Source organism: Eximiradius sp. (assembly GCA_937127445.1).
In the GTDB taxonomy this organism is placed as follows: Bacteria; Bacteroidota; Ignavibacteria; order Kapaibacteriales; family UBA2268; genus JAKIZO01.
Window position 1 is genome coordinate 176920 of the sequence record CAKZLY010000015.1, and the last position, 26170, is coordinate 203089.

25 protein-coding genes and 1 tRNA gene are annotated in these 26170 nt (G+C 34.0%); 14 read left to right on the top strand and 12 right to left on the bottom strand.

All coding sequences use genetic code 11. From position 1 onward, the window contains the following. Positions 1-18 precede the first annotated feature (18 nt). Entirely contained in the window at positions 19-2871 is a 2853-nt protein-coding gene (locus AC6QZF_RS04955; protein WP_499798769.1) for a S8/S53 family peptidase, read from the bottom strand. Positions 2872-2968: 97 nt separating this feature from the next. Beyond that, on the bottom strand, positions 2969-3196 hold the full coding sequence (locus AC6QZF_RS04960) for a hypothetical protein (protein ID WP_499798770.1): 228 nt from the start codon (positions 3194-3196) through the stop codon (positions 2969-2971). A 159-nt stretch (positions 3197-3355) separates the two neighbouring features. Here AC6QZF_RS04960 and AC6QZF_RS04965 point away from each other — a divergent pair, with 159 nt between their 5' ends. The 3 genes from AC6QZF_RS04965 to AC6QZF_RS04975 all read left to right on the top strand — a co-directional run bounded on the left by AC6QZF_RS04965 (position 3356) and on the right by AC6QZF_RS04975 (position 6250). Continuing rightward, complete coding sequence (locus AC6QZF_RS04965) at positions 3356-4252, top strand: proline dehydrogenase family protein (RefSeq protein WP_499798771.1); 897 nt, start codon at positions 3356-3358, stop codon at positions 4250-4252. Further along, positions 4252-5145 carry an endonuclease/exonuclease/phosphatase family protein gene (locus AC6QZF_RS04970; RefSeq protein WP_499798772.1) on the top strand — a complete coding sequence of 298 codons (894 nt, stop codon included), beginning with the start codon at positions 4252-4254 and terminating at the stop codon, positions 5143-5145. Before AC6QZF_RS04965 ends, AC6QZF_RS04970 begins: the two co-directional genes overlap by 1 nt. Before the next feature lie 106 nt (positions 5146-5251). Then, the gene (locus tag AC6QZF_RS04975; RefSeq protein WP_499798773.1) at positions 5252-6250 is read left to right on the top strand and encodes a YhdH/YhfP family quinone oxidoreductase; all 999 of its coding nucleotides are present in this window, start codon (positions 5252-5254) and stop codon (positions 6248-6250) included. Here AC6QZF_RS04975 and AC6QZF_RS04980 read toward each other — a convergent pair. Genes AC6QZF_RS04980 through AC6QZF_RS04990 form a run of 3 tightly spaced genes read right to left on the bottom strand, consistent with a single transcriptional unit; the run spans position 6243 to position 9718 of the window. Further along, positions 6243-6836: a hypothetical protein gene (locus AC6QZF_RS04980; protein ID WP_499798774.1), complete on the bottom strand. Its 594-nt coding sequence runs from the start codon at positions 6834-6836 to the stop codon at positions 6243-6245. The genes AC6QZF_RS04975 and AC6QZF_RS04980 overlap by 8 nt on opposite strands. Further along, on the bottom strand, positions 6829-8553 hold the full coding sequence (recN, locus tag AC6QZF_RS04985) for a DNA repair protein RecN (RefSeq protein WP_499798775.1): 1725 nt from the start codon (positions 8551-8553) through the stop codon (positions 6829-6831). Before recN ends, AC6QZF_RS04980 begins: the two co-directional genes overlap by 8 nt. Positions 8554-8575: 22 nt before the next feature. Continuing rightward, positions 8576-9718, bottom strand: a complete 1143-nt coding sequence (locus AC6QZF_RS04990; protein ID WP_499798776.1) for a DNA polymerase III subunit — start codon at positions 9716-9718, stop codon at positions 8576-8578. 76 nt (positions 9719-9794) lie between these two features. Here AC6QZF_RS04990 and AC6QZF_RS04995 point away from each other — a divergent pair, with 76 nt between their 5' ends. From AC6QZF_RS04995 to AC6QZF_RS05045, 11 genes are all read left to right on the top strand, one after another. Beyond that, positions 9795-11978: an alpha-ketoacid dehydrogenase subunit alpha/beta gene (locus AC6QZF_RS04995; protein WP_499798777.1), complete on the top strand. Its 2184-nt coding sequence runs from the start codon at positions 9795-9797 to the stop codon at positions 11976-11978. 21 nt (positions 11979-11999) lie between these two features. Next, the gene (ndk, locus tag AC6QZF_RS05000) at positions 12000-12431 is read left to right on the top strand and encodes a nucleoside-diphosphate kinase (RefSeq protein WP_499798778.1); all 432 of its coding nucleotides are present in this window, start codon (positions 12000-12002) and stop codon (positions 12429-12431) included. Between the two features lie 58 nt (positions 12432-12489). Continuing rightward, a complete protein-coding gene (locus tag AC6QZF_RS05005; protein ID WP_499798779.1) occupies positions 12490-12969 on the top strand; it encodes an NUDIX domain-containing protein in 480 nt (159 codons plus the stop codon). Beyond that, complete coding sequence (locus AC6QZF_RS05010) at positions 12966-13943, top strand: hypothetical protein (RefSeq protein ID WP_499798780.1); 978 nt, start codon at positions 12966-12968, stop codon at positions 13941-13943. Before AC6QZF_RS05005 ends, AC6QZF_RS05010 begins: the two co-directional genes overlap by 4 nt. Positions 13944-13945: 2 nt before the next feature. Further along, positions 13946-15163 (top strand): HD domain-containing protein, encoded by a 1218-nt coding sequence (locus AC6QZF_RS05015; RefSeq protein WP_499798781.1) that lies wholly within the window; start codon positions 13946-13948, stop codon positions 15161-15163. 7 nt (positions 15164-15170) lie between these two features. Further along, positions 15171-15695, top strand: coding sequence for a hypothetical protein (locus tag AC6QZF_RS05020; RefSeq protein ID WP_499798782.1), 525 nt, complete (start codon positions 15171-15173; stop codon positions 15693-15695). Beyond that, on the top strand, positions 15695-16111 hold the full coding sequence (locus AC6QZF_RS05025) for an EVE domain-containing protein (protein WP_499798783.1): 417 nt from the start codon (positions 15695-15697) through the stop codon (positions 16109-16111). Before AC6QZF_RS05020 ends, AC6QZF_RS05025 begins: the two co-directional genes overlap by 1 nt. Before the next feature lies 1 nt (position 16112). Next, the gene (locus AC6QZF_RS05030; protein WP_499798784.1) at positions 16113-16715 is read left to right on the top strand and encodes a CheR family methyltransferase; all 603 of its coding nucleotides are present in this window, start codon (positions 16113-16115) and stop codon (positions 16713-16715) included. 2 nt (positions 16716-16717) lie between these two features. After that, on the top strand, positions 16718-17317 hold the full coding sequence (locus tag AC6QZF_RS05035; protein WP_499798785.1) for an MBL fold metallo-hydrolase: 600 nt from the start codon (positions 16718-16720) through the stop codon (positions 17315-17317). Further along, positions 17314-18189, top strand: a complete 876-nt coding sequence (locus tag AC6QZF_RS05040; RefSeq protein ID WP_499798786.1) for a TraB/GumN family protein — start codon at positions 17314-17316, stop codon at positions 18187-18189. The genes AC6QZF_RS05035 and AC6QZF_RS05040 overlap by 4 nt, the downstream gene beginning before the upstream one ends. Positions 18190-18257: 68 nt before the next feature. Beyond that, positions 18258-18764, top strand: coding sequence for a hypothetical protein (locus tag AC6QZF_RS05045; RefSeq protein ID WP_499798787.1), 507 nt, complete (start codon positions 18258-18260; stop codon positions 18762-18764). A 4-nt stretch (positions 18765-18768) separates the two neighbouring features. Here the strand turns inward: AC6QZF_RS05045 and nuoD are convergent, their stop codons facing one another. From nuoD to dnaN, 7 genes are all read right to left on the bottom strand, one after another. Next, positions 18769-20043: an NADH dehydrogenase (quinone) subunit D gene (gene nuoD / locus AC6QZF_RS05050; RefSeq protein ID WP_499798788.1), complete on the bottom strand. Its 1275-nt coding sequence runs from the start codon at positions 20041-20043 to the stop codon at positions 18769-18771. A gap of 44 nt (positions 20044-20087) precedes the next feature. Then, the gene (locus AC6QZF_RS05055; protein WP_499798789.1) at positions 20088-20624 is read right to left on the bottom strand and encodes a DUF5683 domain-containing protein; all 537 of its coding nucleotides are present in this window, start codon (positions 20622-20624) and stop codon (positions 20088-20090) included. A gap of 63 nt (positions 20625-20687) precedes the next feature. Next, a tRNA-Pro gene (locus AC6QZF_RS05060) sits at positions 20688-20763 on the bottom strand. Between the two features lie 120 nt (positions 20764-20883). Continuing rightward, on the bottom strand, positions 20884-21879 hold the full coding sequence (locus AC6QZF_RS05065) for a DHH family phosphoesterase (protein WP_499798790.1): 996 nt from the start codon (positions 21877-21879) through the stop codon (positions 20884-20886). A gap of 89 nt (positions 21880-21968) precedes the next feature. Further along, positions 21969-23702: a bifunctional ornithine lipid synthase OlsF gene (olsF, locus tag AC6QZF_RS05070; RefSeq protein WP_499798791.1), complete on the bottom strand. Its 1734-nt coding sequence runs from the start codon at positions 23700-23702 to the stop codon at positions 21969-21971. 94 nt (positions 23703-23796) lie between these two features. After that, entirely contained in the window at positions 23797-24909 is a 1113-nt protein-coding gene (recF, locus tag AC6QZF_RS05075; protein WP_499798792.1) for a DNA replication/repair protein RecF, read from the bottom strand. A 3-nt stretch (positions 24910-24912) separates the two neighbouring features. Beyond that, positions 24913-26073, bottom strand: a complete 1161-nt coding sequence (gene dnaN / locus AC6QZF_RS05080) for a DNA polymerase III subunit beta (protein WP_499798793.1) — start codon at positions 26071-26073, stop codon at positions 24913-24915. Positions 26074-26170 lie beyond the last annotated feature (97 nt).

A 26170-nucleotide genomic window follows, 5' to 3' on the forward strand; every position in this document is an offset into this window, starting at 1 on the left:
ATTGATGAGCAAAAATTATCATTTTGATATTATTAACTTTTTAAAATAAATACTATTTTCTAATGAAATCTGAATGAAATAAATCCCATTCTGAAATTTCGAAATATTAAAGAATTCATCATTGCTAACACTTGACTTTTCAAAAATAAGATTACCAATATAATTATAAATTTTCAGATTATAAACAAGTGATTTTGGGTTAGAAATTTTAAAGAAATTTGAAGCAGGGTTTGGGAACAATTCGAATTCATCTAAACCATCAAATTCATCAATTGAATTGTAAGTTGAATCAACACAAATTTTCAATAGATTAGCCAAACCTAAACGAGCAGAATCAATTCCAATGCAGATATAACAATGAATAACTTCGCCCGGAAGCAAGGTATTATTAAAGTTCATTCCGACAACAAAACCAATGTCCGTAAGCAAGGAAGTTTGAATATTTCTACCGGAAGAAAGCAATTGCACCTGACGTGATTGGCTAAGTCCACCTTGGTTATAGACATCATCCATATTAATTCCAGCAGATTGAGCAATTGTGATTGGGTTATCAGAAAATGCAACAGCACCGATATATGTTTTTTTATCAACTGAATAAGCAATTTCAGCAGAGATATTAGAATTATCGACAAATTTCGGGGGAATGGCATCGGGGAAATACTCAACATAATTTTTCGATGCTTTCTGGTCTATATCCCAATCGAAAATATAACCAATTGCAGGTTGAAATATCGCAATATTTCCAACATTTTTAAGAGTTAATTTATTTTTCACAACGGGTTGATTTTGATTTGGGAATAGGAATTCAGAGGTAATTTGCATTCCCAAGACTTCATTAAATATTGCTGAAATAGTTCTTTTAGCTTCAACAATTCCAACATTATCCGGATTAATAAATTGCTTGACAGAAGTAAAATCGTTCCCTGAAAAGTCTTGGCCATACAAAGAGCTGAAAGCATAGGCAGTATTTCCAGTTGCCATTAATCCACCACGAAACAGATGATTGCCAACCGAGAAGGACTCAAATCCTACGCCATTTTTTCTATCATTATCATAGCCAAATGTGCCAAAGTCGCCAACTGAAAAGCGTAGAGCGTTATTCGACAATGTAGTAACTTCTTTTCCGAAATAGAATGGGATTTTGGCGAAATCTCTATATTTTTCATCTGCTGTTCTTATATCAAGGCGTAAAATAAACAGTTGCTTGAAATTAGAATTTACTATAAACTTAAAATTGTCAATGATTAATTCTTCTTTTTCATAGACTTTCGGAATGAAAACATTAGAATTGATGAACTCGATATTTTCCTGCAGAGCATAGCCTAATGATAAACTAAAATAAACGCTATCAGCAGCACCTAAATGATTTTTTAACTTTAAGACTAAACGAATGGTATCGTTTGCTAGGAATCTATCAATAATTTCGTTGTTTGAATTCATAAAATGGAAGTCTTCCACAGTAAGAGCACAATAGGAATATGGATTGCGAGCAAGAGCATTATATAGATTAATTCTATTTGGAATAAGTTTGCTATCGCTAAAGTTAATATCTGTAATATTATCACCATTTATGCGAAGCCATTCGGTTGCTTGCCGGGCAGATAATTCAGGGAAATGAGCACGTATAATTCCTAAGGCACCAGCAACAACAGGGGACGAATAGGAAGTTCCGTTGGATACAAAAACATAGCCATTTCCTGATGTAGTTAAATTGCCTTTTCCAGGTGCCATAATTCTAACACCAGCTGAAAGAGAAGTAGTAAAATAAGTAACTTTGTCATTTTGGTCAACTTCACCCACAGATAGAACACCACGATAAGCGCCGGGATAGAAATCTTCGTATTGAGTAATTCCCGAACGAATATTTCCAGCTGCAGCAACGATTGCCAAATCATTTGCAATTGCATAATCAATAATAGATTGCTCTATTACAGAGAAAGGTTTTACACCGCCCCAGCTACAATTGATTACATTGAAACCTCGAATTGCGGCGTAAACAATAGACTGATAGCCATAAATAATACCATCAAAGCTATTATTTGGCGAGCACTTAATGGGGAAAAATTTACAACTGTATCCCACACCTGCAATTCCTATGCCGTTGTTAGTTGTCGCAGAAGCAATTCCAGCAATTTCTGTTCCATGAGAATCGATGTGATATGTGCTACCGGGTTGAGTGCCATCATCGAGCCAAGCCAAATTGCAGCCAATGTAGTCATCAACATATCCATTACCATCATTATCAATTCCATCGTCTGGTATCTCAGCAGTATTAATAGCAATATTATCAATTAAATCAGAATGGTTTTGAAAAATGCCGTTATCGCTTATTGCAATAATAACATCAGGTGACCCTGTTGAAATATTATAAGCATCAATTGCTTTTATTTTTGTGAACAGATACTGCTCGTTAAATCTTGGGTCGTTAGGTATTGACATAGTTTGATAGACATAATAAGGTTCAGCGATTTCAATACGCGGGTCAATTTTTTTAATTTTTTCGGCAAAATCAAATGGATGCTTTTGCGAGTTGTATTCAACTACAAATGTTCTCAATAAAGGTTCTTCATAGCGTTCAATTTTGGCAACTTTGTCTGATGGGAAATTATGTTTTCTATTCGTAATTTTAGCACTATATGGAAGAATAGAAGCCAATATCTTGTAATTCTCACTATCATAAGAATGGGATTTATTCTTCGAACTGTAAAAATTTTGCTTGTATCTAATAAGCAAGGTATTAGACAAAACAGGTGTTGCAAGCCGATGTTCACGGTAAGAATTTAATAACTTTTTAGAATGGATATTCAAATATGAATTAGCCGGGCTAATAGCAAATAAGGAAATAAAGAAAAGAAGAAAGATTTTTTTCATAACCAGCTCTGAATAATAAAAACAAAAGCCATCTATTAAACCGTTGAATTGATTTAAAAGATGACACAAAAATATTAATAATTAAGCAACGAAACAACTATACTTTAATATCGAGATAGCCTTTTTCGAGCTGCTTTTGAGCAGTTTGTTGTGGATTTTGGTTAGTTTGCTGCGACGAAACAAGCATTTGAAGCATTTGGTTTTGGATACTTGTAGCTCCCATAGTAGCTTCTTTGAAAACTTGCTTTTGCAGCTCCATTTGAACATTATTCTGTGGCTTCTCGGGTATAGTTGGTTCTGGATATTTTACACCATCTACTGTCATAGATAACTCCTCCTATTTTAGGTATTTAACGTCTATAGATAATAAATATTTTAAATATTTCAAAATAATTTTTGATTAAAAGAAAATAATTTTACATTCATTATTCAAAAATTATTAAATTTGTAGCATCAATTTCAAAATTATATTGCGGTCGGAACTATGATTAATGAATTAATTATTAAAACTTTACCATTAGTACCAAAATCCTTGGTCTATGTTTTTGCAAAAAAATACATTGCTGGCGAAACACTTGATGATGCGGTTCGAGTAACAAAAGAATTCGCTCAATTAGGCGGGATGACAACTATTGATGTATTGGGTGAGTTTGTTCGTTCCAGAGAAAGAGCACTGCAAGAAAGGGAAGAATGCGTTAAAGTTATTGATGCAATTGTAAAGCATAATTTACCGACGTATCTTTCTATAAAGCCTACTTCGCTTGGATTAGATGTAGATTTCGATTTCTGTTATGAAAACATCAAGTATTTAGGAACAATAGCAAAAGAAAAAGGGATTTTCATCCGTATTGATATGGAAAATTCTCCATATACAACAAACACGTTGAAAATTTACAAAATGTTGCGTGAGGAGGGATTTGACAATTTTGGATTTGTAATCCAAGCGTATATGAAAAGAAGTATGGACGACTTGAAGAATTTAGCAGAATATAAGCCGAATGTGCGTCTTTGCAAAGGTATTTATGTTGAATCTGAGACCATTGCTTATAAAGACAAGGAAAAAATTCGGGATAACTACAAGGAATTGCTTGTATATATGTTTGAAAACGGGTACTATCCAGCAATTGCAACTCACGATGAACCATTAATAAAATTTGCAGAAGATTATATCAAAAAGAATTCAATAGACAAAAGTCGGTATGAGTTTCAAATGCTTCTTGGAGTGAGGGAATATAGAAGGGATGAATTATTAAAAGTAGGGCATAACGTTAGAATATATGTGCCTTTCGGAGAAGATTGGTACGGGTATTCGACTCGTAGGTTGAAAGAAAATCCGCAAATCGCGGGACATATAGTAAAAGCAATTTTTGGGATATCATAATGAAAAAATCTATATATTTTTTACTGACAATACTGATTTTCAGTACTTGCTTTTCTTCTTGTTTGTCAAATCCAAAACAAAATTTTTCGGATAGCACTGTTGTAAAAATTGGGACTTTTAACATTGAATGGCTTGGCGACGGGATTAAAGATACAAAACCCCGAACAGAAGAGGAATACAAATTTGTTGCCGAAGCAATTGCTTCAACTGGTTTTGAAATTTTTGGATTGCAAGAAATTGAAAATATTGACGCTCTAAACCGGATTCTAAAGTATCTACCTGAATATAAAGGATTTGTGCTGGGAAAAAGTGGCAACCAGAATTTAGGATGTATTTATAAAAATACCATCAAAGTAGATACTTTCTATGAATACTCACCAATTGCAATAGATCCTTCGAGAAACAGACCAGGACTGGTTATTTATGCTCGCAAAGGAAATTTTGATTGGATAATGGTGGTAGTGCATTTTAAAGCATCAACAAAATTCGACGATACAGAAGAGAAAAGAATAAAAAGTATAGAGACGAGAATGAAGCAATCTGAAATTTTGTCTCATTGGATTGATAGTGTGCTAACAAATTCAAAAGAACAGGATATAATTGTTGTCGGTGATTTTAATGATAATCCGACAAGAAAACAGTCTGGATTAGTACCACTGATTAGCAATGGAAACATTAAATTTTTGACCGAAAATGAGAGAAGTTGCAAAAATGAGAAATGGGACATTATCGACCACATAGTTGTATCAAGTTCAGCTAAGAATCGTGTTTTCATAGAAACATTAGTTATCGAAAACCACTATTATAAGTATGACGAACAAATTGCAAAACAAATTTCTGACCATTGTCCGGTAGGCATAGCTTTTGATATTGTCCAGCCCGACAATGATTAGGAGCTATTTAGGAAATAAAAACAATAAAAAAATCGCAAAACCAAATATTTTGCGATTTTTTCGTTTTTAGGGAATGATTTTTTGAATAAAATGAGGAGAGAAGAAAATGAGCACAAGATTCAAAGCGTTAGTCAGTAGATATATTGATGAAATTAATGTTACGAAAAATATTGAGTTAAAAGATATTTCGGAACTACCACAAAACGATACTTTAATTAAAGTCGAGTATTCATCTCTGAATTATAAGGATACTTTATCTGCAAATGGGCATAAAGGAATAACACGCAATTATCCACATACACCGGGAATTGATGCTGCTGGTATGGTTGTCGAAACAAAGGGTAAAAAGTTTAAATCAGGTGATAAAGTAATTGTTACAGGTTATGATTTAGGAATGAACACTTCGGGAGGATTTGCTGAATATATTAGAGTGCCGGAAGATTGGATTGTTCCACTGCCTAATGATATTTCAACAAAAGAGGCAATGATTTATGGTACTGCAGGATTTACTGCTGCAACTGCAATAAATGAGTTTCAGAAACACGGAATAGTCCCAGAAAGTGGGAAAGTGTTGGTAACTGGTGCTACTGGTGGAGTTGGAACGCTTGCTATCGCTATGTTAGCAAAACTTGGCTATAAAGTAGTTGCATCAACAGGGAAAATGAATTTATCCGGTTACCTGACAAAATTAGGAGCAAGTGAAATAATTCAAAGAGATGAAATCAATGATAAAACGGAAAAACCTTTGCTTGCAAAACAATGGATAGCAAGCTTAGACAACGTTGGCGGCAACACTTTGGCAACAATCCTGAGATCTACATTTGAGCATGGGATTGTTTGTAATTGCGGTATGGTCGAAGGAATTACTCTAAATACTAACATATTCCCATTTATATTGCGGGGAGTGCGGTTGGTTGGTATTGCTTCGGCAGAAACCCCAATGAAAAGAAGATTAGAAATCTGGAACAAAATTTTCAACGAATATCGTTTGGCGGAATATAATTTCAATATAAAGGAAGTAACACTGGAAGAACTACCAAATGAAATAGATTTAATGGCAAAAGGAGAGCAAGTTGGAAAAATACTTGTGAAAATTTCTAATTAGTGATTTTATTTTTTAAATTGATTAATTCCTCAATTAAGTAATAGACTGATTTTGAAGAACTTCTGCGAGCCAATGGCAGAAGTTTTTCATTTAATTGACACAAACGACTGACTAAATTTAGTTCGACATTGTGTATTCCATTTCGAAATACATCAACTTCTTCGGCTAATTTTATTATTAAGTAATCATCAAAAGGAATTTTCGCTTCGTAGGAGAAGTTTTCGGAAATATAAGCGGCTTCCTCTGTATCAAGCGAAAGCAAATCAACAAGGTAGGTAAGATATGCACCAAAATTGAAAGTAAGAATTTCCTTCGAAATATAATTCGAAATGATTGAATAATCGTGGAGAAGTGCAGCAACAATAATATCAGCGTCATAAATTTCGAGTTCAGTCAGAATTACCCGAGCGACACGGGTAAGGTGGTAGAAAAACGGAGTTCCATCTATGAAGACTGCATCTTTGAAAGCTTCTTCGCTCATTTCATAGCCGGCAATAATCTTATTAATATCGAGAGGGCTTGCTTTACCGGCAAGATATTCGTGAAGTTCATCAAGGCTCATCATTGAAGTATTTGCATCACTCATAGGCAACCGATTTGATTAGTTCTTTAGCATTTTTTATTGCATATTCGCTAATTTTCTCGCCACTAAGCATTTTGGCAATTTCTTTGACCTTCTCTTCAGCATTCAGGGCTTTGCTTCGGACGATTGTATCATCAAGCAAAGGAATTTTTTCAACAATGAAATTTCTATCGCCTGCGGCAGCGACCTGCGGAAGATGCGTAATAGCAATAATCTGATGAAATTTTGAGAGTTCTTTCATTTCTTGAGCTACTTTCTGTGCAATTTTCCCGCTTATTCCGGTATCAATTTCGTCGAAAATAAGCAGAGGAATATTGTCGGCTTTTGCAATAATGCTTTTAATTGCAAGCATAATACGAGAAATTTCGCCACCTGAAGCAACATTTTTTAGTGGCTGTACACTAAACCCCGGATTTGTAGAAATCAAAAACTCACAGTGAGAAATACCATTAGAAAAAGTTTTGTAATAATGATCTTCAATAATAGCACAAGGTTGCTCAAAAATTTCTTCAAAACCGTAGGCAGGTGATTGAGTGAAGCTAACTTCAAATTGGGCTTTCTCAATACCAAGATTTTTAAGTTTTTCGACAATTTCAGCTGACAATTTATTAGATCTTTCTTTTCTACGAGCATCAATTTTTTGAGCAATATCGCCTAATTGTTTGGACGTTGCAATAATTTTATCTTTAATTTCTGCAATCTTTTCATCAAATTTGTCGATGAGTTCTAATTCTTGACGAAGAGTTTGGCGAGCATCGATAGCATTTTCGAGTGAGCCAAATTGTCGAATAAGTTTCTTCAATTCAGCATATCGTTCTCTGAGTTGTTCAATTTCAAGCGGATTAAAATCAATGCTATCTAAAAAACTTTTGACAAAGACAGAAAATTCTTTTAAACTAATCGCAATTGAATTGAGTTCTGATTCATATTCGTTGAATTTTTCTTCGTATTTGGATAGATTGTCGATAATTTTTCTGGCACGATTAAGTTGTTGGTAGCATGAGAAATCGCCATCAAAAACAATGTTATACAATTCATTACCTAAAGAACTCAGAAATTCAGAATTTTCGATTTTTTTCAGTTTTGCGTTAATTTCTTCATCCTCATTAGGTAATGGATTAACTTTATTGAGAAGGTTAATATTGGCAACAATTTCATCTTTTTTATGGAAAATATCGTTCCTTTTGGAATAATATTCTTTCAGATGATAAATTAGCTCAGACAATTCGGTTAAAACCCGCTGATATTCAGAGATGAGCGAATGATTCTCTGCAAAATTATCTAAAATATGAAGCTGTTTCGAACTATATAATAAAGTTTGATGTTCGTGTTGTCCAAGGAAATCGATTAGCAAATCAGATAGCTCACGTAATTTGCTTGTTGGGACGGGCGTATCATTAATGAAACAACGAGAATTGCCTTTAATTGGAATTTCTCGGCGAACAATAAGTTCGTTGTCATCAATAAATTCATTAAAGCCACTTAAATCTATTCTTTCCTTGATATTCGATAAATCAAATATGCATTCGACAATAGATTTGTTTGCGCCATTTCTTATTAAGTCGCTTGAAGCACGTTCACCAAAAGCAACAGAAATAGCATCAACAATAATGGATTTTCCGGCACCAGTTTCACCGGTAAGGATATTCAGTCCCTTACTGAATTCTAATTCAATTTCTTCGATAATAGCGAAATTCTTTATATAAATACTTTTAAGCATAAAGATATTTTTGCAAAATTAACTATTTAGACAATAAATTTAATCGAATTTTCAAAAATAGCGAAAATACAATTAGTTGAAGGTTGACATTTCTACGAATTAAATAAATGGAATTTTCAATTTCATTGATGATTTTCAAGTAATCGGCATTTGGGAATAATTCAGCGAATTTAATTATCCTATCAAGCAAATCTAAATTTATTATACGTTCCTTAGAACAAGTGGTAATCAAAATAAAGCAGTCACGGAACCAATTCTGAAGAAGTCGCAAAGAATTTTCAAGAAACAGCTTATTTTTTGTATTGATTAATTCTTCAATTTTTTCAGAAAGCTCAGTTCTATATGTATTTTTCAGAGAGATACGTAGAATTTCAACAATATTATCGCGATATTCAGAAATATTGCTATCTAAAAATTCCTTTGCAGTATTGATAGACCCCTGAGCAAAATTAGCAATAATTTTGGCTTCTGCTTGCGAAATATTATATTCTTCAATCAAGCAATTTTCAATTATTGCATCAGGAATAGGTTCGAAATAAAGTTGTTGACAACGTGAGACAATTGTTTGAAGCAGCATTTCTTTCTTTGAAGAAATGAGAATAATTGTTGTGCGTTCGTGAGGTTCTTCTAATGTTTTGAGAAAAGCGTTCGAAGCTTCTGTTGTCATTTCCTCAGCATTAAATATTATTGCAACACGCCAACCTAAAATATTCGAGGTCATTGTTAAGTTACGTTTTAATTCTCGAATAGCACTTATTTTTATTTGCGTTGCATTTGGAATAGAAATTTTATGGTAAATATTTTGTGATTTAGCTAAAATCTGTTCTCTAACTAATTCAATTTGTTCATCGGATAATTTAGAAACGGCACTATCGACACTATCAGCATTCTTGGCTGGTGGGAGCGAGAAAATCAAATGCAAATTTGGATGTGAAAGATTTGCGAATTGCTTACAGGAACGACAATTGTCGCAAGCTGAGATAGAGTTTTCTTTGACAATAGGGTTTTGGCAGTTAAGAGTTTTTGCGAATTCAATGGCAACTGCTGATTTACCAATCCCCTCTATCCCCCAGAAAAGATATGCACCTGCAACCTTTTTTTCGAGGATAGACTTTTGCAATATTTTCTTACTTCTTTCGTGAGATATAATGTTTTTCCAAGACATTTTCAATGTTTCAAAATATTTTTTGCGAAAATTTTAAGTAAATATAAATGTTTTTTTTAATATTTCAGAGAACAATATGGCAAAGAAAACTCAACCAATCAAAAAAAAATCCAATGAAGACTCACCTGAAAAAATAATGAGAAAAGCAATAGAAGACTCTAATAAAGATTCACCTTGCACCAAAACAGATGGAGAAAGCTGTTCCTCTAAAAATGTATATATTTCTAAGAAAGATAAAAATACGTATAAGGAATTAGGACTGACAAAAGATGATTTGACAAGAGCACTCAAAAACATGATGATGGCACGCTACACAGATGAAAAACATCTTACGCTTGTCAAACAAGGTAAATCATATTTTCACATTGGTGGTAGCGGACACGAAGCAGTACAGACAGCAATTGGATTCCATCTTGAGAAATCTGCTTGGGGCTGGACTTATTATAGAGATTTAGCATTCGTATATTCTCGTGGATTTACCCCAAAGGATTATTTCTTGCTGGCTTTCGGTAAAAAAGACGATCCTGCAACAGGTGGTAGACAAATGCCGGGACATTATGGACATCCGAAACTCAATTTACCAACTCAATCCTCACCAACAGGCACACAATTTTTAAACGCAGTGGGAACCGCTCTTGCCTCAAAAAAACTTGGTACAAATGAGATTGTTTACGTTGCATCGGGTGAAGGGACTACAAGCCAGGGTGAATTTTATGAAGCGGTGAATTGGGCATCGAGAGATAAATTGCCTGTTATTTTCTGTATTCAAGATAATGGATATGCTATTTCTGTGCCCAAAGAAAAGCAATCAATGGGGGAAAGTGTAGGTCACACATTCTGCTGTTACCAAAATTTGAAAATGCTTACTTTCGATGGGACTGACTATCTTGCTTCTGTAAAAGCAGCTAAAGAAGCAATTGAATATATCAATAGCGGACGAGGACCGGTACTTCTGCATGCACTTGTGGAGAGACTTTTGCCACATTCTTCTTCTGACGACCATAGGAAATACAGAAAAGAAGATGAGTTAAATCGAATTTATACTGAGAATGATTGTATTAAAATTTTGTCTAATTATCTTGTTGATTTTAATTTATCAAATGAAGACGAAATAAATAAACTATGGGATGAAGTAAAGAAAGAAATTGATGAGGCAGCAGATTGGGCTTGGGAGCAACCAGACCCAGTTGCAGAAGAATCAACTTTACACATTTTTGCACCCGAAGAAACAAGAAGTCTTCCTTATGCTGAAAGCGAACCAACAGAAGGACAACCAATTGTGCTTGTAGATGCAGTCAATCATGCATTAGCAGAAGAAATGCGGCTTAATCCAAAGATGTTGATTTTCGGCGAGGACATAGCCGATCCGAAAGGTGGAGTATTCACTGCAACACGAGGATTGACAAATGAATTTGGTGAAGAAAGGGTGTTCAATTCACCTTTGGCGGAAGCTTCAATTGTTGGGGTAGCACTTGGACTTGCGGTACGTGGATTTAAGCCGGTTGTCGAAATACAATTTGGAGATTATATTTGGCCCGCATTCATGCAAATAAAAAATGAAGTGGCAACACTTCGTTATCGCTCGAATGGTGGATTTAGTTGTCCGATGGTAATAAGAGTTGCAGTGGGTGGATATATTCACGGAGGTTTGTGTCATTCACAAAATATTGAATCGATGTTTTCACACATTCCGGGGCTGATGATTGCATATCCGAGCAATGCTGCTGATGCCAAAGGTTTGTTGAAAACTGCTTGCCGATTGCAAGACCCCGTATTATTCCTTGAACATAAAGGGATGTATAGACTACCTTTTGCACGGGCAATTGAACCCGATGCTAATTATTTAATTCCGTTTGGTAAAGGGAAAATAGTGAAGGAAGGCAATGATTTAACAATCGTTACATATGGAATGGGTGTAAAGGACAGCATAACTGCAACCAAAAACTTTGAGAAAAACAACAGCAAAACAATAGAAATTATAGATTTAAGGACAATTATTCCGTGGGACACCGAATTAGTCCTTAATTCAGTTAGAAAAACTGGGAAATTATTGATTGTTCACGAAGATACAATGACAACTGGCTTTGGAGCAGAAATTGCAGCAACAGTTGGCGAGAAAGCTTTTCAATGGCTTGACGCTCCAATTGAACGTCTTGCAGCAAAAGATAGCCATATACCTTATGCTCCTGTTTACGAAGAAGATGTGCTCCCGAACGAAAAGAAGGTGTATGAAAAAATTGAGAAAATAATTTCATATTAATAACACCATACTGGAATAATTATGGGAAACAAAACTTTATGTATTATTAAACCCGATGCGGTAAGAAAAAAACACATCGGTGATATTATCAAAGCTATAATTGATGCAAATTTTGAGATAATTGGGCTGAAAATGACAAAATTAACAAAAGAAAAAGCAAGTGTTTTTTATTCTGTACACAAAGGAAAGCCATTTTACAATGATTTGATTGAATATATCACAAGCGGGCCGATAGTTGTAATTGCCTTACAGAAAGAAAATGCGGTAGAAGACTTCAGAAAATTGCTCGGATCAACTGACCCGAAAGAAGCAAGCGAAGGCACTTTACGTAAGAAATATGGCGAGAATAAATCCATCAATGCGGTTCACGGCTCGGATTGCGATGAAAATGCAGCAATTGAACTATCAATTATGTTTGAGAAATGCGAGATGATGGATTGTTGTGGAATGTAATAAATTTGGAAGAATTTCCAGAAAATTAATTGATAAAAATCCATATTGGAAATATTATGTGGATGAGTATCGGTTTCCCAATGGTAACATTGGGAAGTATTATCATATCGAGACTAATGGCTCGGTAATGATTGTCCCGATTTTAGATAATGGATTATTTTTAATGACGCGGCAATATAGGTATTTAGATAAGAGGTACAGCTTTGAGTTTCCTGGTGGGGGAATTAAATCTGGAGATACGGTGGAAGAAGCAGCTCGTACAGAATTAATTGAAGAAACTGGAGCAATACCATCAGAAATTGTGCAAATTGGGAGATTTAATCCTTTTAATGGAGTTACCTCAGAAATATGTAATGTTTTTTTTGCGAAAATATCTAATTTTGTTGAACAAAGGCTTGATGAAAGTGAAGAAATTGAGGTAATGAAATTTTCTTTGAATGATATTGTCAATATGATAGAATCAGGTGAAATTTATGATGGGATGACAATTTCGGCATTTACGATATATTATGTTTCACAAATTTTAGCAAAAAAATGAGAGTTTTATTGAAAATCGCAATATTATTGATTACACCACTTTTTTTGTTTAGTCAGCAAAAAGGTCTTCCCGAAGGTCAAGCAACACCATCAGAAAAATTTCGCCTATCTTATAAATTTGGGTTGAATATTTTTCATAATTATGTTTTTACTGAAGAATCAAAAATTATTAGAACAGACTTAAAAACAAATAAAGAAAGAGCTTTTCATAGAAAAGCACAAGTATTCATTACGTTAAGGCAAAACACCTTGCTGGAGAATGGATTTAACACAGTAAAGGTTTCTTTCGATTCAATACGTTATGAATTAGTTACAGATGATGGGAAAAGGTATTATTATAATTCGCAAGATGATGAGGCGGTTTCGCCATATTCAACAAACGAGTTTTATAATTATTCAATTCTACTTGGCAAAGATTTTCTTATTACATATTCTCCCTATAATGAAGTAGTAAAAATTTTTGGAGAAATGCTTGACACACTTAAAGTTAGGTTTAATCATCCAGAAGATGGGATAAAGGACCCGGAACTTAAATTTGTTTGGGATAGGATATTTCAACCAGGTTATCAAAAGCTTATTCCTGATTTATCAAAAAACTTAATACCTGAATTTTTAGTTTCGAAAACAGATGTCTGGAAGAGATTTTTCGACATTTTTGTTGATGGGGTGGTGCTTTCGGATACAGCAGAGGTGAAACTTGTTGATTTTTCTCCAAAAGAATATGTCATACAGGCAGAATTAAAGAACTTAAAAGGAACAAATTCAAAGAACAATGTGTATGGAATTAGCGAACTTGTAGATATATATAATATCCAAGGTAGTGGCACAATGAAAATGATAGTTTTGCCAAGAGGTGTAATCAAAGAATCGGAATTTGAAGGAAAACTTGAATATGAATTTGAATACGACGAAGTACCATACAAACAAAGCGTTCATACCAAATATTTCTGGAATCTTGATAAAATGTATAGATAAATATGATAGCCAATTTTGAACTTATCAATGAATTGTTTCGCGGATTTCACATTCAGCGATGGAATGATAGGGTTCGCCCTATGAATTTTTCGGAAATTGATAAGCATTCGCATAAATTAATCATAGCTTATGTGCTCGGCAAATACGAGGAAAAAGCAGGGAAGTTTGTTGATTGGGACAAACTGATACGAAATAGTATTTTCGAATTTTTAAGAAGAATAGTAATCTCGGACATTAAATCACCGATTTACAGAGAAATCAAGAAAAACAAGGCAGTTTTTCAGAAATTAAACGAGTATATTTTTGAGCATCTAAAAGACAAAATTAAAAATGAAAAAATAAATGAAGAACTTGAAAAGTATCTTTTCAGAGAAGAAGAGAATAATTTAACGGACAAGATAATCAATGCGGCACACATTTATTCGAGTTTTTGGGAATTTCAAATAGTAAGGACAAGCAATCCAAATAATTTTCAAAATCTCAGTATTGAAACTGAATTATTACAGGAAATAAAAAAGTACACTGAACCACCGAATGAATTAATAGGGATAAAGAAACTAATTGAACGAAATTCAATTACGAATTTTATTGATTTATGTGGACAGCTACGCTTTCAGATTAGATGGGCACAGACACCACGTGTTCCGCAAACCTCAGTATTAGGGCATATGATGATGGTTGCAACTTTGGTGTATTTCTTCACTGCTGATTTGCAATTCTGCAAAAAAAGAATGTATAACAACTTTTTTTGTGGACTATTCCACGACTTGCCGGAAGCGGTTACACGTGATATTATTTCACCGGTGAAGAGGTCCTCGCCTGAATTCGATAAATTAATTTCTGATTTAGAAAAGACTTTAGCAGAACAAGAGATTTTCCCACACGTTGAACCAGACTGGATAGATGAATTAAAGTATTTCACACAAAATGAATTTGAGAATAAAATAAACATTAATAATACAATTATCATGGAGCAAACAAATTTTGAAATCTCTGAAAAATACAATAAAGATGAATTTAATCCTCTTGATGGTAATATTGTACGATGGGCTGATCAACTTGCAGCATATTTAGAAGCTTGGCACTCAATAAATAACGGTATTAAATCGCAAGAATTAGTTTCATCGGCTATAAGTATCTCTAATAAATATTTGAATTCTGACATTAATTTTATTGACATTAAAACATTATATAAAGAATATCAAAAAAAATTGGGATAAAGATAAAATGAAAACGTTAAAATTCATAATTATAGTTGTCACTTTTTTGTTTTTGGTTAAATGTAGTGATGATAATTCTGTTTCGGATGCGATACCATATAAAATAGAAGATTTGAACAAGCTTCCTGGATATGGATGGTTTTACCAAGAATACGACAAGTATGATGTAGATACAAATTTAGTCAAGCTCATACAACATCAGTATAATTCATCAATTCACAAGATATTGATATATAGTATGCCTTCGTGTGCTTGTCCTGGACGAAAGTATGAACGATTTCCACAATTTTATAAAATTTTGCAAAATGTTGGTATTAGCCACGATAAAATAGAATTCTATTCATTAAACTCATTACGTTCACGTCATTCTTATGATAGCGTTATCGTTGTTACAACATTGCCAGCATTTTATGTACTAAAACAAGGCAAGCCTGTGTATTCGATTGCTGATACGCTGGATTTTAACATTTACTATGGCAAGCAATATCCGATAAAATTAGAAGAATTATTATTAGAAGGGTTGAAAAAATAATGGCTTATTGGATTGCAAAATCTGACCCCGAAACATATTCCGTATTTGATTTACAAAGAGATGGCAAAACGATATGGGATGGTGTTCGCAATTTTCAAGCAAGAAATAATTTAGCAAAAATGGCTATTGGAGATACTGTGCTGATTTATCACAGCAATACAGATAAATCAATTGTTGGGATTGCAGAAGTTACAAAAGAGGCTTTCCCAGACCCAACATCAGAGAACGTTCGTTGGTTAGCAGTCGAATTGAAATTTATTTCAATGCTTGAAAAACCAGTGAGCTTGGATACAATAAAGCAAGATAATATCTTAAATAAAATTGCATTGGTTAAGCAACAGCGATTATCTGTAATGCAGATTACAGAAAAAGAGTATAATAGAATTGTTGAATTTTCAAGAACAACAGAGGAATAAAATGGCTTTTACATTTTTTTTTCGCGATAGACATACATTAGAACAACTAACGAGTTTTCTGCTGCCACAAATCGATAGTTACGCAAAAATAAAAATTTGGGATGCCGGTTGTGCGATGGGACCGGAACCCTATACATTTGGGATCATTCTATGTGAAGCAATTGGTCCCGAAAAATATAAGAAAGTATCAATTTTAGCAACTGATATTGATGAAACAAGCAATTTTAAGGAAATAATTACACGCGGAGTTTATCCGTATTCTGATTTATCGCGAATGCCACCGAATATATTAGAAAAGTATTTCCACAAAATTGACGATTATGACAATTATCAAATTAATGATATAATTAGGAATAGTCTGTATTTCGAGCAACATGATCTTTTATCGTTGAAACCACTTGATACTGGGCTCAATGCAATTATTTGTAAAAATGTGTTATTACATTTTCAACCGGAAGAAAGAGTTAATGTAATCAAAATGTTTCATTCAGTATTACGTAACGATGGATTGTTAATTACTGAACAAACACAAACGCTTCCAGAAGAATGTTCTCACTTATTTGAAAAAGTATGTTCTGATGCCAATATTTTCAGAAAGAAATAATAATGAAAGTTACATTACTAAAAAAAAATCCGAATAAATATACTTGCAATGCATATCTTGTACGTGGGGATTGGAATGCAATAGATGATGTAAACACTCTAATTGATATTGGCAGCGACAGTTATATTATTGATGAAATAGAGACAATTTCGACAGGTGTTGGGAAAAAGCGAGTAGAGCAAGTGGTACTTACACACGAGCATTTTGACCATTCGGGTGGATTGAAGGATATTATCAAGGCGTATAATCCGCAAAGGGTAATTGCATATTCTATGATTAAAGGAGTTACAGAAAAAGCAAGAGATGGCAAATGGGTTCGCATAGGCGACCGCGACGCCCAAATTTTGCATACGCCTGGACACTCGCACGATTCAATTTGTATTTACGTGCCTTCGGAAAAAGTTCTATTTTCGGGAGATATGCAATTACAAATAAAAACACCGGGTGGTTCATATACGAGAGATTATTTTGATATTCTTGTTAGATTGGAAAGAATGAATATTCAGACTATTTATTCAGGACACGACGACCCAATCACATCAGGAATAAAAGAGATACTTGCACAAAGCATTGAAAATATTTTAAGAAGTAAAATAATATGAAAAAATCAATTATTCTATTGCTTTTTATTCTGTTTGTACTGAATACAAAGGCACAAGAGGAGCGTAGATTTTTTTTCTGGGAAATGACAGACAACAAGAGCAACAATGTAACATATTTACTTGGTTCAATACATTTAGGGAATAGCAGTTTATTCCCTTTACCAAAAATAATTGAAGAATCATTTGATAGAAGCAAAGTTTTAGTGCTTGAACTTGATTTAAATTCAATTGACCCATTTCAATTGGCGCATAGAGCTATGTATCTTGATGGCAGAACGCTTGAAAGTGCTTTATCTAAAAATACTTATCAAATGCTTATTAGAAAACTTGAAGAAAACGGTATTACCGAAGATATTGCTAATTTTTTTAAGCCCTGGTTTGCTGCAATGATTGCCAGTATTTCATATTACGAAGGAGAGGGATTGTCCGCTGAATATGGGATAGAATCTTATTTCCTAAAAAAAGCGAATGAAAAAGGCAAAACTCTTGCCGAGCTTGAAAATGTTGACGAGCAAATTAATGTGTTTGATGCAATGCCTGATAGTTTAAACGACTTAGTGGTAGAATACATTCTTTCAGGTGTAGCAAGTGGAAAAGAATTTGATACCGACAAGTTGCTTGAATGTTTTGTAAGTGGAAACGATCAAGAACTATCCAGTTATTTGTTTAAAGATGATAATCTTTCTGAAATTGATTTGCTATTTATGCAAAGATTATTAATCGATAGAAATATCAAAATGTCTGAGAAAATTGAGAATTATCATAAATCGAATAAAATACACTTTGTGATTGCAGGCGCCGCTCATTTTCTTGGTTTAAATGGAATAATAGAAATTTTAAATAAAAAAGGCTATAGAATAAATAGACTTTAATAAAATTAACTTTTCTTAATTATAAAAAATTCGTTAATTTTATATAAAGAAAAAGAGGAGCCTGCAAAATGAAAATTGCAAAATCAATATTTTTATTGAGCTTAATTGTGGTAATGAGTTCATCGGTTTTCTCACAAAAGCGCATAGCTGTTATTCCATTCAATAATATGGACGGTAATGTTCAGTATAATGAATGGTGTTATAATTTGCAGGACTCATTGATGAAAGAGTTGTTCAAATATGATGTTGATGGAAAATTTTTTCACATAGTTTCAATTGATTCAGTAGAAGCAGTGCTTGCAGAAATAAATATAAATCCAGATAATCCACAATATGAGTCAGATTTGTGGGCAGCTATTTCAAAATTGAATGTTCAAGAAGTGATAACAGGAAATTTCAAAATACAGGCAAAACGGTTTTTAATCAATGCCTATATTTATGATGTTGGGACAAAGCTACCTAAGCCAGAATTTCAGGTAAGGGATATTTTCAAAAAGGAAGATAAAATCTACGAAGCAATACCAATTATTGCTCGTACAATTGTAAAAGCATACGTACCACAAGTAGAACAATAAGGAATTACTTGTCGGCTTCGCCCATCACGGGATCAATAGAACCAATAGCAAGAATAACATCTGCAACCATCGAACCGATAACCATATCGTGTAAAGATTGAAGATTTGAAGCAGAGGGGGAGCGAATTTTTAGCTTCCAGGGGTGACCTGTTCCATCAGAAACGATGTAAAAACCGAGTTCGCCTTTTGGAGCTTCTACAGCTGAATATGTTTCTCCGACTGGAGGAGCAGCACCAAAATTGATAAGCATAAAGTCTGCAATAAGTTCTTCCATTTTAGTATAAACAGAAGCCTTTTTAGGCAATACAGTTTTAGGTTGATTTAGTTTTATTTCGCCTTCTGGCATTTTTCCCAGAATTTGTTTGATAATTTTCACGCTTTCCTTCATTTCTTGAACGCGCACCATATATCTTGCCCAAACATCACCTTCCTTGTAAGTAATCACATTAAAATCAACCTGATTATATGCTAAATATGGTTCATCGACACGTAAATCACGCGGTATGCCAGAACCACGTAAAGTGGGACCGGTAAGCCCTAATTCAATAGCCCTTTCGGGTGAAATATAGCAAATCCCGGAAACTCTATCTAAAAAGATACGATTACGATTAACTAATTTTTCGGCATATTCCAATTCAGAAGGAAAAGCATCGAGCCAGGTCTTAAGTTTTGAGAGAGCTTCTTCAGGAATATCATTAGCTACGCCTCCAATACGAGTGTAGCTTGTAGTAAATCTTGCGCCACAGATAAGTTCGAAAATATCATATAGTTTTTCTCTTTCAGTGAAAGTCCACAAAAGCATTGTGAGTGCGCCAGCATCCATACAAGTAGAGCCCATAGCCATTAGATGCGAAGAAATACGTGCAAGTTCAGCGACAAGCATTCTAATCCATTGAGCACGCGGTGGAGCTTCGATCCCAAGAGCATTTTCTATGGCAAGAGCAATAGCAACATTATTTGACATTGGCGAAAGATAGTCGAGCCTATCGGTGTGAGGAATGAACTCGTGATAGGTAACATTTTCCGCCAGTTTTTCGTATCCGCGATGCAAGTAGCCTAATTCAGGGACGCAATTTATGATAGTTTCGCCATCGAGACGAAGCAGCACACGAAGCACACCATGTGTTGCCGGGTGCTGCGGTCCCATATTTAGAACTATTGTATTCTCTAATGGGTCATCAACAGTAATAGAAGTGTTATTGTCTAATATTTTTTTATATATTTTTCTATTTCTAATTTGTTGAATTTTTTCAGCTTCTTCATAAGATTTTACATTCATCAAATCACCCAAATATGGTTGTTCAAACAAATATATTAACGATATTATTTAATATGATATTTTAAATTGAGATATAAATAATTCTTGGAATATGAAAAATTAAAGGAAAGGTTATCATCTACTGTAAAATTATAAAGATGAGCGTCCACATAAGCATCAACTGCTGCCAAAACGTAGATACCAAGCAAATAGAAGGCGCTTAAATCCCGATTATCTCTATAATATTCTCGCTTGTTTTTAGTTATTTGAGCTTGAATAGTAGTTTTGTCTGCTAATTTGTTATATTCATCAGCATATTTTTTGTATTCAGAATTATTTGAAATAATGAAATAAGCCAATGTAGAAGCACCTGCGAAAAAAATCGGAGCTTTCCAGTATGAGCCAGTATATAATTGCCCCCAACCAGGAATGGTTAACGAACGATAGATAGCCCCCGAGGGAGATTTGGAAAGATAATTGGAGTTAGACTGTTGATTTTTCGGTGTATTTAAACTGTCAGATTGCTCGCAAGAATACGAATGGGATACCCCAGAAAAGAGTAAAATGAGACAAATTAATATTGATTTTGAGTAATTAATCATAGTGTAATTTATGGAAAAACTTTGAGAAACAAAAAATCTGCGGGATAATCCCACAGATTTCTGTCGGCGTGACTGGATTCGAACCAGCGACCCCTACTACCCCAAAGTAGTGCGCTAAACCGGGCTGCGCTACACGCCGAAGAAGTTTTACAAAATTAATAATTATATTACTTATTTCAAAGCAAATCTGAAAATTTCGATTAGTTCTATATTCTACTGTAATGATTTGCAAATTTGCTAAATAGTAATATAAGCAAATTCAATGAAATAAATTTTGAGCTTCGTTAATTATCATTTTTTTGGTAGTGATAAAATCGGAACCATAGATTCGAACACCCGCAGCATTAAAATGCCCTCCCCCACCGAACCGAAAAGCAAAATCACGAACGTTAATATCGCCTTTAGAGCGGATAGAAATTCTAACCTCGCTTCTTCGGGCAACTTCCGTAATTAAAATACCTACTTTGGTGCCTTTTATCATTAAAGTTTTTTCGACAAAGCCTTCAATATCGTCGTCATTTGTGTTGGTCTTTTGAAACATTTCGTCGGTAATGGTCATAACTGAAAGTTTATTGTCGTAGAACAGTTCAAGGGATGCTAAAGCCAATCCAAGCAATCTAACGATATTATATGAGTTCTGGTTGTAGACTTTCTCGTATAGTTCAGTAGGGTTTGCCCCACAATCTATAAGTTCGGCAATAATACGATGGATTTCGCTTGTAGTGTGTTCAAATCGGAAGCTACCGGTATCGGTCAAGATTGCAACATAAAGAGCTTCAGCAATATGTTTGTCAATTTTTATTCCTAATTTATTGATTATTCTCCAAATAATTTCACCAGTAGAAGAAGCTTCGTAATCAATTATACAGATATTGCAGAAGTCCTGTGGTTCGAGATGGTGATCGATTAGTATTTTTTTTGCGTTAGAATTGCTAAAAATATTCCAAATAGAACGCATTCGTTTAGTTGCGTTGAAATCAAGACAAAAAATAGTATCGCATTCTCTAAAAATTTTGTCGTGGTTTACGGGTGAATAAGTTTCAATTTTATGAGCATCATAAAGAAATTGTAGAAAATAAGGGATTTCTGAATCGACAATAATTGTTGCATCGCAGTTTAATTTATTCAATGCTAATTTAAGAGCAAGAGAAGAGCCAATTGCATCACCATCAGGATTTATGTGAGTAATAATTATACTTTTTTTTGATTGACTAATGACTTCACAAGCTAAGTCGATTGCTTCAATATTAACCATAAGAATAGGATTATCATAAAACAAAAGATATTATGGGACGTTTAGTAAAACGAGAAATTTTAGAAGCGAACTAAATTTTCTAAAATTTTTCAGTTTACAAAGCTTTTCTGGAAATAATATCTTTCTTTATATTCAGAACGCAAATCGCGTAAATCCAATAAAATAAGCCCGTCAATTGCATTCATAAAACCTTCATCAATGCTAAATGTGATAAATTTAGCTCCGCCATAATTACATAATTCAGTATAGCGTCGATATAGCACGGGAATAGAAAAACCAAGATTTTTCAATGTATTTTTGAGAATAATGAAATCTTCTTCGTATGTATTTCCAGTAAAAATTGACTCGGCTTCTTGTTGTTGGAGCTTGGAAATAACAAAAGGATTTATTGGGGTAGCAAATTTTTCGTTGCCTTGATACCATTTTTTGTAGTAAGAGACGATAAGGACTTTTGCTAATTCGCTATATGAATTGCTAATACTAACAGCTCCCCAGAGATAGCGAATATTCGGATATTTTTGAATGAAAGCACCTATTCCCTGCCAAATGTAGTCGAGAGCATTGCTTCGCCAATATTTTTGCTGAATAAAGCTGCGACCTAACTCGATAGATTGGGACAACACTTCATCAAAATCCTGATGAATAATAAATTGAGAAGAATTGTAAAGTCCCATAACACCATGTTCAGCAATAATTTCACTTGTAACACCTAAACGATATGAGCCGATAATTTCTAATTGTTCTTCGTCCCAAAGAACAATATGGTGGTAGTGATTATCATAAACATCTGTATCAAGCACTTTTCCGGTGCCTTCGCCAACTTTTCTGAAAGTAATTTCGCGCAAGCGTCCGATTTCACGTAAGATATTTGGAGCAGTGTCTTTTTTGCAAACGTAAATTTTCTTGCCATCTTTGGTATTACCAAGAAGAATAGAACTATTTAGGTCACTTTTTAGTAATTTGGCAGGAACAGGATGAATAATAGCTTGCTCAGTAGCAAAAATTTCTCGCTTACCTTTCCCCACTCTATAAACATGGCGTTTAAGAAGATTTAGTTGGAGCTTTTGGTTGACAACTTTATCTAAATTGAAAATTGGTATTAAATCGCCAAATTTAATCGTAATAGTTTTATTTTTTTGTTTAAAGAGCTCTCGTGGGAGTAAGAACATACCGACACGTCGCCATAATAAAGAAAGAAAATAGAAAAGGACGCTATTTTTTGCAATGACAAAGGCTGGGAGGATTGGTGCGTTTGCATATTTTGCAAAACGAATAGCACCTTTTTTCCATTTACCATCTCGAATACCTCGCCAGGACATACGGGAAACTTCACCTGCGGGGAAAAATATTACAATTTCATCATTTGCGAGAGCTTTCTCTATATTTTTAATATTGTCTTTTTGCCCAATCGGATTGAATAAATCAAAAGGTAAAAAAAAGTCTTTAAGGTTTTCAATACTGGAAAGTACATCGTTGGCAACAATTTTGACATCTTGACGAATTTCGTAAATACACTTGATAAGAGCCAAACCATCTAACCCACCGAGAGGGTGGTTCGAAACGACTACTACTTTTCCTTCCGATGGGATGCGATATTTAGATTTTTCAGAAATATTGTATGTAAAATTCAGTTCCTCAAACAGGGCATTAATAAAGTCGATACCTTTGAGATGCCCATTCCTTTCAAGAAATCTATTGATTTGCTTGATTTTTAATATTTTTTCTAATAGATAAAGAATAAGCGAAGCAATGAAGGAAGGTCTGCTATTGAACAATTTAGGTGCTTTTTTTTGGAGAATTTCGTATAAATCAATTTTTTTCATAAAATATTATTATAATTAAAAAACAAAACAAATATACAAAAGAAGTGTTAATTTAGTAACAAAATCTGTTTAATAAAACTAAACAATTCGCCTATTAATTTATACTTATCAGATTAATATCCTGCATAGGTTTATAAAAGTTCAGAAATTGAGGACTTGTCATAGTAATAAACACCTGGGTTCGGTTGAAATCCATAAGATGCAGCACCTTTGCACTTCTTTCCTGGTCAAGTTCAGAGAAAATATCATCGAGTAGAATAATTGGTTTTTCGGTGTGATTATTCATAATGTAGTAATATTCGGCAAGTTTCAATGCAATGAGAAGTGATTTGTGTTGCCCCTGCGAAGCAAAGTCTTTTGCTGGTCCGCCATTTATATAGATTGCAAGTTCATCTTTGTGAGGTCCGAATAATGTTTGGAAGCGATATTTTTCTATATTTTTATATTTATTAGCAATTTCAGATAATTTAGTCAGAATATCATCTTTTGTGTGAATATTGTTGATGTCGTCGAAGACAAATGGTTTATATTCAGCAATTAATTTATCATTTTCGTTAGATATTTTTTTGTATTCATCGAAAAAATAAGGAAGGAATTCATTGAAAAAGTTCATTCTTTTCCAGATGATTTCTGCTGCGTAGTGAATTAGTAATTTAGTCCATTCATAGAATTCACTTTCATCGAAAAAGGAGTTTTTCTTTAGAGCAAGCAGCAAATTATTTCTATTTTTCAAGCATTTTTTATATTGGACTAAATTATCAAGATAGACTTTGCTTGTTTGGCAGAGGACACCGTCGAAAAAAGAACGGCGTGCAGAAGGTGGTCCGCTGGTAATATTTTTAAGGTCAGGCGAAAGAATTATTGTAGGGATAGCACCGATAATATCTTTGGGTTGAAGTTTTTCGCCATAACCATTAGTAATATTTTTTCGAGCACCGAGCAAATATTCGATGGAAAGAGTTTCTTGCAAGTTCAGATGATTAATTGTAGTTATATCAATTTTGTATTTATTTTCTCCAAATCTTACTAATAACGAATCGCTTATCGGGAGAAAGCTTTTTGAAACGGATGCGATAGAAATTGCTTCAAGAATAGTGGTTTTCCCGACACCATTATTTCCGTAAATAACATTTATTGAATCGGAAAATTCAAAAAAGCGTTGCCTATGGCAACGCAGATTATAAATAGAAATATTTTTAATATGCATTTTCTATATTCTAATAGGCATAATAAGTGAAAGCAACAAAGGATTTTCACGTTTTGGCATAATCAAAACAGGTTTAATAGGTTCAAGAAATTGCAATTCAATCAAATTATTATCAGTTTCTTGGTTATCAATATTGGCAACAACTTCTTCGAGGTTTTTCCAATTGAAGCCGACTTCGATTTTATCACCTGAATATTGGCAAGGAATTTTTTCTTCGGCGTAGTTGCCAGTTGCTTCTTCTTCGGCAGACATAGTTACTTCATTATTTTCGAAACGCATTCGGACGAGTTTCGAAAAATTACTTGCAAATAGAGAGACACGTTTAAGAGCAGAGAGAAATATCTTGCTATCGAGTGTAACGACAGCATTGATATTTTGCGGGATAACGCTTTCGTAAGGTGGAAATTTTTCGTCGATAACACGGGAAACAATTACAGTGTTGTCGTAGTCAATTCTAACGTGAGTAATTTTATCGAGACCTAAAATCATAGACATTTTTACTTCTGTAGAAATTTTCCGAAGAAATTCCAGCATACGCAGAGGAATAAGGACGTCGAATTCTTCTTCGAACACATAACTTTCGTCCTCTGATTTTGCTCTCACTAAACGGAAACTATCGGTAGCAACTGCATAAGTATAGTTGTTTCTGAACTGGAACAAGGCACCATTCATCGAAGGGCGATATTCATCAGTAGAGACTGCAAAGGCTGTTTTGTTTGCAAGCCTTTGGAGCACACCTTCTGAGAAATCAACACTAAATTTATTATTGGAAAAGTCTGGCTTTTCGGACTCAAAGAGTTCAGGAATTTGTATATATTCATCAGGATTAAGTCCTTTGATAGTATAGTTACCATTGGCAGTAACAATGTGAATATCAAAATTTTCTTCGTTGCTTGAAAAAGTAAAACTGCTGGAAGCATCCAAAGCTTTCACAATATCGTTCAGCTTACGAGCAGGGACAAGAATTCCACCGTTTTCACCGTCCTGCACTTCGATGGAGCTCATAATGCTTATATCCTGGTCGGTAGCGACAACGGTGAGAATATTATTTTGAAGTTCAAATTTAAGATGTTCAAGTACAGGTAAAGTTGATTTAGGTGGAATAGCAGGAACTACCTTTTGCAAAAGTTTAGAGAAGTCAAGTAAATTAGCTGTAAATTTCATATTTGACACCAATGTTATTTTATACCACATTAATTTACAAGTTACGAAAAAAAATCGAAAATTAGATAAAGATATTTATCCACATTTTGTATGTTCA